This window comes from Acaryochloris sp. IP29b_bin.148, assembly GCF_028285565.1.
Lineage (GTDB): Bacteria > Cyanobacteriota > Cyanobacteriia > Thermosynechococcales > Thermosynechococcaceae > Acaryochloris.
In genome coordinates, this window is record NZ_JANQOY010000208.1 from 25,843 (window position 1) to 39,905 (window position 14,063).

Consider the following 14,063-nt stretch of genomic DNA (forward strand, 5'->3'; position numbering starts at 1 on the left):
AGTGTACCCCGTGAAACTTCTGTGTATTTGTGATCCATCGATCTATACCTCGCCTCAGCAGGATGTGCCGACCACCTACCAGCATTTTGCTCAGCACCCCCAGATTGAGTTATTTCATGCCCCCGCAGAAGGGGTAAACGATCCACAACTGGTGCAAGCGGTTCCCGTGCCGAGATCGCTCACCTATCCGCAATTTTTACGGCTCGATACACTCCCTCGCTCTACCTATTCCCCCTCCGAGTTTGATTTGGTCTTTTGCCGTCGATTGAAGCCTTTTCCCACAGGTTATTTAGAGATTCTGGGTCAGTGGTCGCAACAGACCCTCTTTTTGAATGATCCCATCAGCAAGCAAGAACAAATGCAGCCTGATTTTCTCGCTAAAATTGCGGAACCCTTTATGCCTGATACGTTAGTGACCAGCCAAATTGAGCAAGCTTATGATTTCTTTCAGCAGCATCAAACCATTGTGGCCAAACGCACTAATAGCTGTGGGGGTAGAGGCGTATTTAAAATCTGGCGAGAGGCGGATCAGTTTTGGGTTGATAATTCTCTCACGGGAACCCATGGGTTTTCAGCCTTTGAGCAGGTGATGGGTTACTTGTGGGGTAATGTCCCTGAACCGTTGCAACTGGTTCGCTATTTAAATAACGTCACCGCTGGCGATAAGCGGGTGGTGGTGGTTGATGGTGAAATCTATGGGGCCTATCTGCGCCGATCTCGCACCGGCTACTGGGTCAACAATGTCAGCGTGGATGGCGACTGTGCCTTGGCAACGGTCACGCCGGAGGAGCAAGCCGCAATTGCCAAGACCGTGGGCGCGTTTCAAGAACGCAACCTCCATACGCTGGGGTATGACTTTTTGCTCGATGATGGGACTTGGAAAATCAGTGAAATCAATGTGGGGAATATTGGTGGCTTTGCGCGTTTACAAACTTTAACGGGGCAACCGATCTGCGATCGCTTAACCCATTGGATGCTGGACTATGCCCGAACGCCATATTTATCAGAACGTTAGAGCGACAGGCAATGCCCCCTTTAGCAGAGTGTGTCGAAAGATGCGGGTTAATCAAAAGCGTCAGCTCACAACGACACAACACTGTACAAAGCAGATCAAAGAATTGATAAGACAAGTTAAAGAATGTCCCCCAAATTTGGGGATCAAGATTAGGATCCGGTTAGCTTGTCCTTTTTGTAGGTGAGCCAATCTAACTTGTTGCGTTCAGTCCATTTTACTGGGGCTTTTTACTCTCCCATTCCTTTGCGAACGATCCACAATTTATTGCTAGCGTCTTACGCCCGTTTCATCTTTCGATCATTCTTGTTTATCCGTCTATTGCTGTAGCGACTGAGCTGCCTCCCTTCTCAGCAATTTGAAAACATTGATCATTGCCGTGAGTCGTTAACCCTCATCAATCTTTGAAAATTTCATATTCTACGCCTCTCAATTTGCCAAGGAGGTTAGACCGACTTTAATTTTTTGTTTCCGTTAAAGACTTACCACCGCAAGGAGCATTCATGACAGTTGCCGATAAGACATTAGCGAACGCTGATAGCCCCAAACCCCAAACAGGTCTCAAGATCGGTATCCCCAAAGAAGTCTTTCCGGGAGAACGCCGGGTTGCCGCTACCCCTGACACTGCCAAAACGCTGCAAAAAATGGGATTTGAGGTCTTAATCGAATCTAAAGCAGGTGCTGATGCCACATTTTCCGATCAGGTCTATGAACAGGCTGGCTGCCAAGTGGTATCAGATGCCGCTCAACTCTGGGAAACCGCCGATATTATTCTCAAGGTGCGGGCACCCCAAATGCACCCCACCCTTAACCGCCATGAGTCAGAACTGCTCCACGAAGGCAAAACCCTAATTAGTTTTATTTGGCCGGCTCAAAACGAAGACTTACTCAAGCAGCTGGCTGAACGGAAAGCTAATGTCCTAGCAATGGATGCGATCCCTCGGATTAGCCGTGCCCAGAAAATGGATGCCCTAAGCTCCATGGCCAATATTGCGGGCTACCGGGCTGTAGTGGAATCGGCGAATAACTTTGGTCGCTTTTTCACCGGACAAATTACCGCTGCGGGTAAAGTTCCTCCTGCGAAAGTTCTCGTGATTGGGGCTGGCGTTGCTGGTCTGGCGGCGATTGGTGCAGCCCGAGGTTTAGGGGCTGTGGTTCGCTCCTTCGATACTCGACCTGTGGTCAAAGAACAGGTGCAAAGTATGGGGGCTGAATTCCTAGAGCTGGAATTTGAGGAAGATGGCACTGGCGCAGGGGGCTATGCCAAAACCATGAGCCCTGAATTTATCGCGGCTGAAATGGAGCTGTTCGCTCAGCAAGCTGCGGAAGTGGATATCATCATCACCACTGCCTTGATCCCAGGCAAAAAAGCGCCGTTGCTAATCACCAAAGATATGGTGGAGAGCATGAAGGAAGGCTCTGTCGTCGTCGATATGGCAGCCGAACAGGGGGGCAACTGCGAAGTCACCCGACCCAACGAAGTCTATCAACATCATGGTGTGACGATTGTGGGGCTGACGGATTTGCCCAGTCGGATGGCCAACCAATCTAGCCAACTCTATGGCAATAACCTCTGCCATCTGCTTAAGGATATGGGGGGAGCCGAAGACTACAAGATTGACTTTGAAGATGAAGTGGTGCGCGGCGCAACCGTTCTGCAAGAGGGCAAAATTACTTGGCCTCCACCTCAAGTCAGTCAGCCTTCTCCGCCCAAGCCTGCTGCCGAGGCTAAGCAACCCGCAATGCCCGCTGAGCCGGAAGTAAAAGAAAAATCTGTGATTGGCCAGTGGCTGCCCTTGATTGCAGTGGGTGCAGCCTTATTTGGAATTGGCTTAACGGCTCCTCCTTCTTTCCTGACTCACTTCACTGTGTTTGTGTTGGCCTGTTTTGTGGGTTGGCAGGTGATTTGGAATGTGGCCCCTGCGCTGCATACGCCTTTGATGAGTGTCACCAATGCCATTAGCGGCATCATTATTCTGGGGGGCATGCTGCAAATCTCGGGTCCTTTGGGGTCACCGACGACTGTATTGGGTGAGATCGCAATCCTAGTGGGCACCATCAACATCGCCGGGGGATTCCTCGTTACTCAACGGATGCTGCAAATGTTCCGTCGCTAGTCTATTTCCCTACACCCTTTCCGCTGCCCTCAACTGGCTAGGGCAGCGACTATCCCTTTTTTAGGAGTCCACTATGACCAATAGCCTTGTCACCGTGGCGTACATCGCGGCAAGTGCCTTATTTATCCTCAGTTTGGCGGGTTTATCCAATCAAGAAACCGCTCGCAAGGGCAACGTTTACGGCATTCTGGGCATGATCATTGCCCTCGGGGCTACTGCCCTCAGTGCCGAAGTCACCAGCTATAGCACCCTAGCCGCTGTGGTGATTCCAGGCGGTATTATTGGGGCTATCTTGGCCTCTCGCGTGGCGATGACCTCCATGCCGGAACTGGTGGCTATCTTACATAGCTTTGTCGGGTTAGCTGCGGTTCTAGTGGGCATTGCCAACTATCTGCAGCCAGAATCTGGATTGTCCGGAGGTGAAGAAGCCATTCACCATATTGAAATCTACCTGGGCGTCTTTATTGGCGCGGTTACCTTTACCGGGTCGATTATTGCCTTTGCCAAACTGCGCGCCATTCTAGGTAGTAAGCCCTTGATGTTGCCTGCTCGTCATTTGCTCAATATTGGCATGCTGGTGGCCTCGGTCATTTTAGGGGTTCAGTTTATGGGTGCAGCTGGCATGGATGGACTACAGCCCTTGCTGATTATGACTGCGATCGCAAGTCTGTTGGGCATCCATTTGGTGGCAGCTATCGGTGGTGCTGATATGCCGGTGGTGATCTCTATGCTTAACAGCTATTCTGGCTGGGCCGCAGCAGCAGCAGGCTTTATGCTCGGTAACGACCTGCTGATTATCACGGGTGCTCTAGTGGGCAGTAGCGGGGCCATCCTCAGCTACATTATGTGCAAAGCCATGAACCGAGGGTTCTTTAGCGTGATTCTCGGTGGGTTTGGGGCAGCACCGAAAGGCGGTTCCAAGTCAGCCGACGGTCCCGTGGGTGAAGCCACCTCCACGACTGTGGCAGACACCGTAGAATTGCTCAAAAATGCCAAAAACGTGATTATTGCTCCCGGCTATGGCATGGCCGTGGCCCAAGCTCAGCATCCCGTTGCCCAAATCACTAAGATTTTGCGGGATCGGGGCACCAACGTTCGATTTGGAATTCACCCCGTCGCGGGTCGGTTACCGGGACATATGAATGTGCTGCTGGCAGAAGCGAACGTTCCCTACGATATCGTTCTAGAAATGGACGAGATCAACGAAGACTTTGCCGAAACCGATCTGGTGTTGGTGATTGGCGCTAATGATACGGTAAATCCCAGTGCCCTGAGCGATCCAGAAAGTCCGATTGCTGGCATGCCCGTACTGGAAGTCTGGAATGCTGAAAACGTCGTCGTTATGAAGCGGGGCATGTCCAGTGGATATGCAGGGGTTGACAATCCTTTGTTCTACAATGACAACACTGAAATGCTGTTTGGCGATGCCCGGCAAAACGTGGATGCCATTCTAGGACAACTCGCCGCTGCAAATACCAAGACCGCTGTGGCCGCTTAATGGTCCTCCGTTAATTTTTACTTGAAAAGCAGAGAATTTCTGAGACTAAATCAGCATTCTCTGCTTTTTTTTGCGAAAATCCTCTGATTAGAGTCAAAAGCCTGTAACCATAGAGAGATGAACTTGCCGGCCAAAAATAACGTCTACACTGTTATCTAAACCCTCTGAATCTCTCGCCAGTCCTATGCTTTCCAGAATTTTCCCGGATCATTGGCCTTGCACACGACGCAGGTCTGTTGCTTCGCTGTGCTTCTCAGTCGGTTTAGTAACGAGTCTGTGCTTAAATACACCCCCAGCTGCGAGCCAAACGCTGCGTCAAAAAGTCAACTTTGCGAATTCAGATATCAATTCTTTCTGGGAGAAAGCGTTTCGGCAAATGGGCCGTAAATGGTATCGCCCCAAATCCTACACTTACTATCGGGCAGTACGCACAGCCTGTGGCATCTCTGGTCCCTTTAATGCCATCTACTGCCCTCGCGATCATGGCATTTATCTCAATATTCCGTTTCTGGTGCGTGCCGATCAGCGCTGGGGAGACTTTGCTGCGATTACGATCATGGCCCATGAGTATGGTCATGCGGTTCAGCGGCAGCTGGGGCTCAGTCGGTTAAATCGCTATATGTATCAAGAAGAACTGCAGGCGGACTGTTTTGCTGGAGTCTATGCCCAATATGCCAGTCGTAAAGGCTTGCTTGATCCCAACGATGCCAAGGAAGGGTACTATCAGTCCTACTCCAGTGGTCATACTCGATTTAATCCCAATACCCACGGCACTCGTGCTCAGCGGGCTCAAGCCTTTCGTACTGGCTATAGAAACGGGTTCAGGAGTTGCTTAAAATATACCATGGTGAAGTTTAGACGTTAGTCTGTGCTTCTCTTTCCTTCTTAGTGACTGCGCTCGTGACCCAACCTGATACTCTCGCTCAATTACTAACGGCTGTTGCAACGGGTGAGGTCAGTCCAGAACTGGCCTTGCAAAATCTGAAATATCTGACCTACGAACCCGTTGGTGATTTTGCCAAAATTGATCACCACCGTACGCTGCGTACGGGCTTTCCCGAAGTGATTTGGGGGCCAGGCAAAACTCCTGAGCAAATAATTGAAATCTTTAAAACGATGCAGGCCCAGGCCGATTGCGTGATCGCCACGCGGATAGAACCTGAGATCTTTGCCCAGCTGCAGCCAGCCTTGCCCCATCTCCAGTACTTTGATAAAGCCAGAATTTGCTCCACGACCCCATTACCCAAAACCTCAAAACATCCGGGTCAGATGGGAATTGTATCTGCGGGGACTGCCGATCAAGCTGTTGCCGAAGAAGCGGCTGTTGTGGCCTCTCTCTGGGGATATGCGGTGACCGGATTTTGGGATGTGGGAGTGGCGGGTATTCATCGATTGTTGAGTTGCCGAGATGCGATCGCATCCATGGATGTCCTGATCGTCGTGGCAGGCATGGAAGGGGCCTTAGCCAGTGTTGTTGCTGGGTTGGTCGATTGTCCAGTTATCGCTGTTCCCACTAGTATTGGCTATGGCGCTAGCTTTAACGGTCTTGCGCCTCTGCTAACGATGCTTAATTCCTGCGCCCCTGGTATTGGCGTCGTCAATATCGATAATGGATTTGGCGCAGCGATGTTAGCTGGCCAGATTCTGAGGACAGCCCTTAAGCTGCAGGTTTCACGTTCTGAGTAGACGGATGCCCCTGACATAATAATTGATGGCTTGGCCCCCCTGAGGTTTTCTCCTGTGGATCCTGGGTAGTTGAGGGGGCACAGGGCAATCTGGATATCGAGCCAAGCATTATTCTTTTTGAAGATTAATTTTTCTGTATCTCATATTGATCCTGATGGTTTTCATCAGGCTTTTGGGAAAACTGAGCGTAGTGGTCCATCAGAGCTAGTGTATCCACGGAATCTTCATATGAACCCAAGACCTAGCTGTGATCAGGAGATGCAACTGACTCAAGGGAAACGCAGTGTCCATTTTTCAATCAGAAGTATTAGAAGCACAAGGATGCTTGAATGATCAATCGACTTCTGTAGAGATCCAAGGGGAATGGTTCAATCCGGGTCCTGCATTTAACAAATCCCTACGTCAATTGGCTCTAGAGTTTTGCGAAGAGGCTGCTTCTAGAGGCTTGCAGTATATCTTGATTGAGTTCCCTTCCTATTTGATGGCGTGGCGATGTATTCGCTCAACCAAGCCTGAGCCTCCATCAGCCCCTTCTGAGACTGAGACGGTAGAAAACATATCATCAACCGTCCTGGATACTATTGAGATAACACCCGTGACCCAAGCGTCACATTACAGGAATGCGCTGCCTCCACCGTCTGATATCGTTAGTCCCCCAGCGTTGGGAATCGCAAACTTTAATCATGAGTTTACTAGCAGACACAAGGAGGAGCTGGTATTTGAGACTCAGAGAAGTGTGCTACCTCCACCACCTGACATCGTCAGCCAACCAGCGTTGGGAATTGCAACCCATGATGATGAGTGGACAAGCAAGCACAAGGAAGAGCTAACATTTGAGACTCAGAGGCGTGTTTTGCCTCCACCGCCTGACATCGTCAATCACCCAGCGTTGGGAATCGCCAATCTTGATGAGTTTACACGTCAGTGCAAAGAGGAGCTGGCACTTTATATTGGTCCTATGGCCGAATTTATGACCCAGCAAACCTTAAGTCAGTCGGATGAACTCACTCCCCAGGATCTGATTGAGTCACTGGCTAAACATATATCTGATGCTAAGGCAGCCCTCTCGTTTCGCAAAGCATGTTACTCACATATCGAAACCTAATTGCTGTAAGTGGCGCGGGAAAAAGGTGTGGTCTTGGCGATGACACCCAGATATAAATCCCTATTTTTGATGCTGCACTTCAATCACGGTATGGACGTTCCCTCTAGGCAAGAAGTCACCCTTTACCATGATGGATAAGGGATCGCAGGCGGCAACAAAATCATCCAAAATTTGGTTTACCGATTCCTCGTGGGAAATATAGCGATCGCGGTAGCTATTGATATAGAGCTTCAGCGCTTTCAGTTCCACCACCCGCTGATCAGGAACGTAGGTGAGATGAATCGTGGCGAAGTCAGGATATCCAGAAAAAGGACATTTGCAGGTAAACTCTGGCAGGGTAATGTGAATGTCGTAACGACGGCCCACGCGAGGGTTCGGAAACGTAATCAGTTCTCCTTCGGCAATTTGACGTTCCCCATATTTGGGTTCTGGTGTCTCTTGTACAGACGGTTGAAGCATTTCGGGCGTAGGATTTTGAGGGGGAGATTGGTTCATGAGATGTAGTAGCAAGTGTGGGTCACCCCACCACTAGTTCAAGAAGGTTAATGGTAGAAACGACTAAACTTGTTATAGCGTAGACGGTGGCAGCAAAGCAGCAAGAACCCCATGAAAATGCTTTTCTCTCAGTTTTTTCAAGTCTTATTCTCCCTCGCTCGGCCAATGCAGCGGTCTGCTTGGCTACAAAGAGGGCTAGCCACCGTGTTGATGGTGGGTTTCACTGTAGGGTCCGTTGTGCCTGTCCAGGCAGAGGTGGCCCCCGCCAGTCCTGCTGCCAAAATTCTCACCAGCGCCACCACCGGAGCCCCTCACAACTTTATCTCAGACGTGGTCCAAAAGGTCGGGGATACGGTGGTTAGAATTGATACCGAGCGCACGGTGGTTCGTCCTGCTGCAGATCCCTTTTTCGATGATCCCTTTTTACGGGACTTCTTTGGCCCCGAGGGCTATCCCCGTGGCCCCCGAGAAGATCGGCTCCGGGGTCAGGGCTCTGGATTTATTATTGAAAGCTCTGGCATTATTCTCACCAATGCCCATGTCGTCAGTAAAGCCGATACCGTTTCCGTCACCCTGAAAGATGGTCGAATCTTTGAAGGGGATGTCCGAGGCGTTGATGAAGTCTCTGACTTAGCGGTGGTCAAGCTCAAAGGAGTGGACGCGCCGCTACCCGTTGCCGCGTTAGGTAATTCCGATCAAGCCCAGGTTGGGGATTGGGCGATTGCGGTCGGCAATCCCGTTGGTTTAGATAACACCGTCACCCTTGGCATTATTAGTACCTTGCATCGAACCAGTGCAGAGGTGGGCATCCCCGGTAAACGCTTGGATTTTATCCAAACAGATGCGGCCATTAATCCGGGTAATTCCGGCGGTCCTTTGCTGAGCGATGCTGGTGAGGTGATTGGGATTAACACCGCCATTCGCGCTGATGCTATGGGCATTGGCTTTGCGATTCCGATCAACAAAGCCAAAAGCCTCAAGGACCAACTCGTCCGAGGTGAAAAGATTGCTTATCCCTACGTGGGTGTGCAAATGACTACCCTGACACCCCAGCAGGCCCAAGAAAATAACAAAGATCCCAACTCTCCCTTTATCCTGCCTGAAATCGATGGTGCCCTGGTGATGAAGGTCTTTCCCAATACCCCCGCCGCGAAAGCAGGGATTCGCTGGGGGGATGTGATTGTGTCGGTCGATGGTCAACCGATTAAGAGTGCCAACGACATGCAGTCCTTTGTGGAAAAGACTACCGTGGGCCAAAATCTGCAGCTCATCTTAAAACGGGGTGAACGAACGCAGCAGGTTGCTGTACAGACGGCAGCCTTAGAAAATGCGGCTTAGCGCCTCTCCCTCTCGTCCTCCGCTGTGGTTTTGGATTGGGCTCGGCTGCGTTTGGGTCTTTGCTTTAGCCTTCCGGTTTTGGCAGCTAGAGCGGTTTAATGCCTTAGTCTTTGATGAGGTCTATTTTGCCAATTTTGGCTATAAGTACACCACACAAACGCAGTTTTTTGATGCCCATCCTCCCTTGGGTAAATATTTAATTGCCCTAGGAATTGCCCTCAAGGGATTCAATACTTGGGGATTTCGGTGGGTGAATGCCTTGGTTGGCGCTACCCTGCCGCTGATTTTGTCGGGGATTGCTTATCAACTCTGCAAACGACCCAGCTATGCCTTGGTCGCTGCCGCTCTGGCCAGTCTAGATGGTTTGCTGCTGGTGGAATCGCGGTATGCTCTGCTGAATGTCCATATTTTGTTTTTTGGCTTGTTGGCTCACTGGTTGGTTTTAGTCGCCCTTAACCATAAGGGCTATCAGCGCAATCTTTGGTTAGGGTTTGCTGGGGCTAGTTTTGGCGCCACGATCGCCGTCAAGTGGAATGGCTTAGGGTTTTTGTTGGGCCTCTATCTCCTGTGGTTCGCGGCCAAAGTGGGTCAAGCATGGTTTGGCACTCAGAAGACTCAACAACGACGGTTGCCGATCCAGCGACTGTCGGAGTTGTCGTGGCTACAGATAGGGGTGTACTTGCCTGCGATCGCACTCCTGATCTACAGCCTTTTGTGGATTCCCCACCTGGTGCTCAATCCTGAATTTAACTTTTGGCAAGTTCACACCGAAATCTTCAGCTATCATCGTTACCGGGTCGGCGGGGCTGAAGTCCATCCCTATTGCTCTGCTTGGTACACCTGGCCCTTGTTACTCAAGCCCATTAGTTATTTTTATCAACTCACCCAAAGTACCGTTGAATCCTTACCTGTCATCGGCCCACCCCTGCCTCAAAATGCAGCCAACTGGATCTATAGCGTCTATGCCACAGGCAACCCTATTCTCTGGTGGGCGAGTACGCTTGCAATCTTCTGGGTGTTGGCATGGGGCGGGCAACAACTTTGGCAGAGTTGCACTCGACGTCGCTCAGAGTATTCTTTTACCCACCTCTCAGCGGAACAGGTTTGGATCTCTGGCTATGTCGGTGTGAACTATTTAGCCAACTTTCTACCTTGGGTTGGCGTCAGTCGCTGCACCTTTTTATATCACTATATGCCTGCATCTATGTTTAGTAGCTTAGCGCTAGCCTGGTTTATCGAAGATTGGCTACAATCCTCTGATAGACGGCTACAAGGGCTGGCAGGAGGACTACTCTTGTTTAGTCTACTCAGCTTTATGGTCTGCTTGCCGCTCTTTTTGGGATTGCCCCTCTCTCCTCGGCAATGGCAACTGCTCACGGGTCGCTTTTAGGGATACGATTCAATGCTGAGGCAGACTAACGCTTAGGTGGATTGACTCGCCAATGCTTCGGGTTCTAACTTGAGTTCCTCTACCGAGCCAGGTGACCCCATCAGTTTGGCAGGCTTTTTGTTGACCGCTAGCATAACGCCTCCAGCATTACCTGCTCGAATCACAAGCTGCTTCTTGGCGACCACCGTTTTATTGGTGCCTGGCGATAAGATGCCTTCGTAACTGACTTCGCCATCCACGACAATCTCCAGCCAAGAAGATTCCTTGATGGTCAGGTCCACGCGAACGGTCTTGGGATTGGCGGCCTGAGTGGTCGGTGGTTGGGTTGAGAGGGTCTCTTGGGCCTCAGGGTTGGTTGGCGATGGTGCGGGTTGGGGGTCGATTGCGCCTGAATTCGCAGGTGAATCGCCCGCTGAGGTCAAAGCTGAGGGATTGGTGATGTAAGCCAACCCTAAACCTGCTGAACAAATCACGGCAATATAGAGTACGTATAAATGGACCGGACGCAAGCCTCCCCGAACCCTACTCAATGGTTTTTTGCGTTTCTTCGTCTTGGTTTCCGCATCTAATTGGTCGTGGCTCAGTTGCCCAGAAAAAACATCAGCTAGGTTGGCACCATTGAGGCCGACACTATCGCCAAACCGGCGAATAAACCCTCGGGTATAGATCGCCTCTGGCAAGCTATCAATCCGGCCTTCTTCAATGGCGGCTAGCAATCGCATCGGAATCATTGTCTTGGCAGAAATTTCTTCCAAGGAAGTGTCCTGAGCCTGTCGAGCTTCACGCAAGTGAGCACCAATTTCTGTGAGTTTTTGGGTTAAATCAGGCTCAGTTTCGAGCGGATTCATATGAGGTACTCCTTCTTGGGCTGATACTGCTCCTAACTTTGATCAAGTGCCGTAAACTATCTATTTCAGTAGATGTTAGCGACCGATAGCGTCCCTGGGGTAATAGTTTACCTGATGGTGAGCGCAAGGATATTGAACCAATCTGGGTCCGATGCAAGCGACGCACAGGATAGCCCAGTTGCTCAGCGATACGACGAATTTGACGATTCCTACCTTCCTGTAGAATAACCTCCAGACAAATAGAATTGGTGTGATTTTGGTAAGGTTTTAGAATTTGAATGCGAGCGGGCAAGGTTTTCTGATGGTCTAACCAGACTCCTCGTCGCCATTGTGTCAATACAGAGGCAGGTGGACAACCTTCGAGCCAGACCTGATAGGTTTTGGCAATATGATGGCGAGGATGTGTGAGGGCAAAGGTCAAAGCGCCATCATTCGTTAATAACAACGCTCCGGTGGAGTCAAAATCTAAGCGACCCACCGGATGGAGCCCTTGTCCCTGGCCATAGGTGCTGGGTAGCAAATTCAATACTGTTTGCCTGTGCTGTGGGTCTTTGCAGGTGGAAACGACCCCTTTGGGTTTGTGCAGCAACAAATAAAGCGGTTGAGGGCGGTCAGTCGGTTTCAGGAGACGGCCATTAAGGGTAATTTGATCGAGGGCTGGATCTGCTTTTTGGCCCAGTGTCGCCGTCTGTCCGTTGAGCTGGACTTGTCCTGTTTTGATTAACCGTTCTGCCTGACGGCGGGAGGCAATGCCCCATTGGGATAACAATTTTTGTAGCCGTACTTCCATGAATTGGCATGTGTTATGCACCTCTCAATTCTAACGACTCGTAGAACAGCTAGCCATCTTTTAAAAGCAAAAAGAAACAGAAGCTTTCTGAGAATTAAGGGTGTTGATGGACTGAAAAAAAAGTAAGGCTTATTTATTTTTTAGGGTATTAAAAGATTCTGTAGACGGTGATGCTCAGCAATTTGGGCAATCGCTTGGATAATGATGCGGTGCTCTTGTGTCTGAATACGGCGGTGTAAGCGGGCGGGAGTATCATCAGGATAGACCGGAACCGCTGCTTGGATCAGAATCGGGCCACTATCCACTTCTAAACGGACGAGATGCACGGTACAGCCCGATATTTTAACGCCATGGTCTAGGGCTTGTTCAATAGCTCGAATGCCGGGAAAGCTAGGCAAAAGACTGGGATGAATATTAATAATGCGATCAGGGAAGGCATCAATCAAGACGGGGGTCACTCGCCGCATCCAACCCACCATCACCACCCACTCCACGTCTGCTGCTTGTAGCAACGTCACAATTTCCTGATCAAAGGTTTCTCGCTGGGAAAAGTGACGGTGGTTTAAGAGATGGGCTGGGATGTTGCGCTCTTGGGCGTGCTCCACCACAGGTGCTTCGGGATTGTTGTAGATCAGCAGTTGAATTTGGGCAGCTAAGCGATGTTGGGCAATCGCATCTGCGATCGCAACAAAGTTACTGCCCGTGCCCGACGCCATTAATCCCAACTTCAAGGGAGAGCGCTCATCCAGCGTGATTTGAGCGTGCTCTATGGGTGATACTAGAGCGAGATCCATTGCAGATGCTTCTGGGGCAGGAATACTCATATCTTTACACTAGACCTCTTAAAAGATCAGCCTATGCTGGATCATAACGAGCCAAGAATTAGACCAAGATCCACACATTATAGAGATTGCCCGCACGGTCAGCTATCATCTGGCATATCTCGAGATTGGGGGAGTGGGTTTGGAATGCCTCTAAGTCCCTCACCCCCAACGGTGGGATGCGCGAGACGTTTTAGTCTTAGTTAGGACTGATCGGTAATTTTGAAGGAGGTCAGAAATTTCTTGGAATTCGTATCAAAGGTTTTGCTCGTTTTGTCACTTTTGGCAAGGATCTGATACATCCGTTGGTCTGCCAGACAAATGCGACCTGCGAGATTCACCTCTTTTGACTTCTCTTTACCCGTTGCTCGAAACGCTCGACAAGGAAAGCCACTGATCTGAAGTTCTTCCTCCTGGCTAATTTTGCCACCTTGCAACTGGTTGCCTAAGCCTTTAATCATGGTCGCTAGGATCAGCTTAGACTGCTCTGCAGGCACTTGCACTTCGCTGGGGAAGTCCACGAAAGCGACGACATACTCTTCATCCTTCACCTTCAGTTGAACGCCTTCTAGGTCAAGGTTTTTTCCGTTGCCTAAAGGGAAAGATTTGGTCTCTTTTTCAGGTGTTCCAGGCATAGACACTGAATAGTTCCCTTCTTTGGAAGAATGATCCTTCCAAGTTGGAGCACTGCTACAAGCGCTAATGGTTACCACCGTCATGCCGCCCAAGATGGAGAGGGCGGCTAGGGAAGTCCCTTTATGTCTCATTAATCAAATTCTCCCAAAATTTGGAGCATGGGCTCGTTGCCTGTTAGTATGACCCGCTTGCCCAGCATTCTTAACAGATGGCGGTCATAAACAAAATTTGTGTAGAGCAACGAAGGATCGGGAGAGCTGCTGATCGGCTGTGCCAATGATGGCTCGTTTACTAGCCGACGATGCACTGCATCGATAGGGCAGAGAA

At 50.2% G+C, this 14,063-nt stretch carries 13 protein-coding genes; 8 read left to right on the forward strand and 5 right to left on the reverse strand.

The window, feature by feature from the left end; translation table 11 throughout:
• Positions 1-10: 10 nt before the first annotated feature.
• The 6 genes from Q0986_RS18720 (at position 11) to Q0986_RS18745 (ending at position 7,418) form a co-directional block, all read left to right on the forward strand.
• Positions 11-1,015, forward strand: a complete 1,005-nt coding sequence (locus Q0986_RS18720; protein ID WP_299414205.1) for a YheC/YheD family protein — start codon at positions 11-13, stop codon at positions 1,013-1,015.
• A 500-nt stretch (positions 1,016-1,515) separates the two neighbouring features.
• Positions 1,516-3,129 (forward strand): Re/Si-specific NAD(P)(+) transhydrogenase subunit alpha, encoded by a 1,614-nt coding sequence (gene pntA / locus Q0986_RS18725; protein ID WP_299414209.1) that lies wholly within the window; start codon positions 1,516-1,518, stop codon positions 3,127-3,129.
• A 73-nt stretch (positions 3,130-3,202) separates the two neighbouring features.
• On the forward strand, positions 3,203-4,627 hold the full coding sequence (gene pntB, locus Q0986_RS18730) for a Re/Si-specific NAD(P)(+) transhydrogenase subunit beta (protein ID WP_299414211.1): 1,425 nt from the start codon (positions 3,203-3,205) through the stop codon (positions 4,625-4,627).
• A 310-nt stretch (positions 4,628-4,937) separates the two neighbouring features.
• Positions 4,938-5,492, forward strand: coding sequence for a neutral zinc metallopeptidase (locus Q0986_RS18735; protein WP_299414310.1), 555 nt, complete (start codon positions 4,938-4,940; stop codon positions 5,490-5,492).
• A gap of 35 nt (positions 5,493-5,527) precedes the next feature.
• Positions 5,528-6,313: a nickel pincer cofactor biosynthesis protein LarB gene (gene larB / locus Q0986_RS18740; protein WP_299414214.1), complete on the forward strand. Its 786-nt coding sequence runs from the start codon at positions 5,528-5,530 to the stop codon at positions 6,311-6,313.
• A 283-nt stretch (positions 6,314-6,596) separates the two neighbouring features.
• The gene (locus Q0986_RS18745) at positions 6,597-7,418 is read left to right on the forward strand and encodes a hypothetical protein (RefSeq protein WP_299414217.1); all 822 of its coding nucleotides are present in this window, start codon (positions 6,597-6,599) and stop codon (positions 7,416-7,418) included.
• Between the two features lie 60 nt (positions 7,419-7,478).
• Here the strand turns inward: Q0986_RS18745 and queF are convergent, their stop codons facing one another.
• Positions 7,479-7,877, reverse strand: a complete 399-nt coding sequence (queF, locus tag Q0986_RS18750; protein WP_299414314.1) for a preQ(1) synthase — start codon at positions 7,875-7,877, stop codon at positions 7,479-7,481.
• 153 nt (positions 7,878-8,030) lie between these two features.
• On the opposite strand from queF, the gene Q0986_RS18755 reads away from it, so the two are divergent.
• Positions 8,031-9,251: an HhoA/HhoB/HtrA family serine endopeptidase gene (locus Q0986_RS18755; protein ID WP_299414318.1), complete on the forward strand. Its 1,221-nt coding sequence runs from the start codon at positions 8,031-8,033 to the stop codon at positions 9,249-9,251.
• Complete coding sequence (locus tag Q0986_RS18760) at positions 9,241-10,641, forward strand: phospholipid carrier-dependent glycosyltransferase (RefSeq protein ID WP_299414220.1); 1,401 nt, start codon at positions 9,241-9,243, stop codon at positions 10,639-10,641. The genes Q0986_RS18755 and Q0986_RS18760 overlap by 11 nt, the downstream gene beginning before the upstream one ends.
• 32 nt (positions 10,642-10,673) lie before the next feature.
• On the opposite strand, the gene Q0986_RS18765 is transcribed toward Q0986_RS18760, so the two are convergent.
• The 4 genes from Q0986_RS18765 to Q0986_RS18780 form a co-directional block, all read right to left on the reverse strand.
• Positions 10,674-11,489: a helix-turn-helix domain-containing protein gene (locus Q0986_RS18765; RefSeq protein ID WP_299414223.1), complete on the reverse strand. Its 816-nt coding sequence runs from the start codon at positions 11,487-11,489 to the stop codon at positions 10,674-10,676.
• Positions 11,470-12,279 carry a pseudouridine synthase gene (locus Q0986_RS18770; protein WP_299414227.1) on the reverse strand — a complete coding sequence of 270 codons (810 nt, stop codon included), beginning with the start codon at positions 12,277-12,279 and terminating at the stop codon, positions 11,470-11,472. The genes Q0986_RS18765 and Q0986_RS18770 overlap by 20 nt, the downstream gene beginning before the upstream one ends.
• Before the next feature lie 140 nt (positions 12,280-12,419).
• Positions 12,420-13,103 carry a phosphoribosylglycinamide formyltransferase gene (gene purN / locus Q0986_RS18775; RefSeq protein ID WP_299414229.1) on the reverse strand — a complete coding sequence of 228 codons (684 nt, stop codon included), beginning with the start codon at positions 13,101-13,103 and terminating at the stop codon, positions 12,420-12,422.
• Between the two features lie 200 nt (positions 13,104-13,303).
• Positions 13,304-13,867: a hypothetical protein gene (locus tag Q0986_RS18780; RefSeq protein WP_299414232.1), complete on the reverse strand. Its 564-nt coding sequence runs from the start codon at positions 13,865-13,867 to the stop codon at positions 13,304-13,306.
• Positions 13,868-14,063 lie beyond the last annotated feature (196 nt).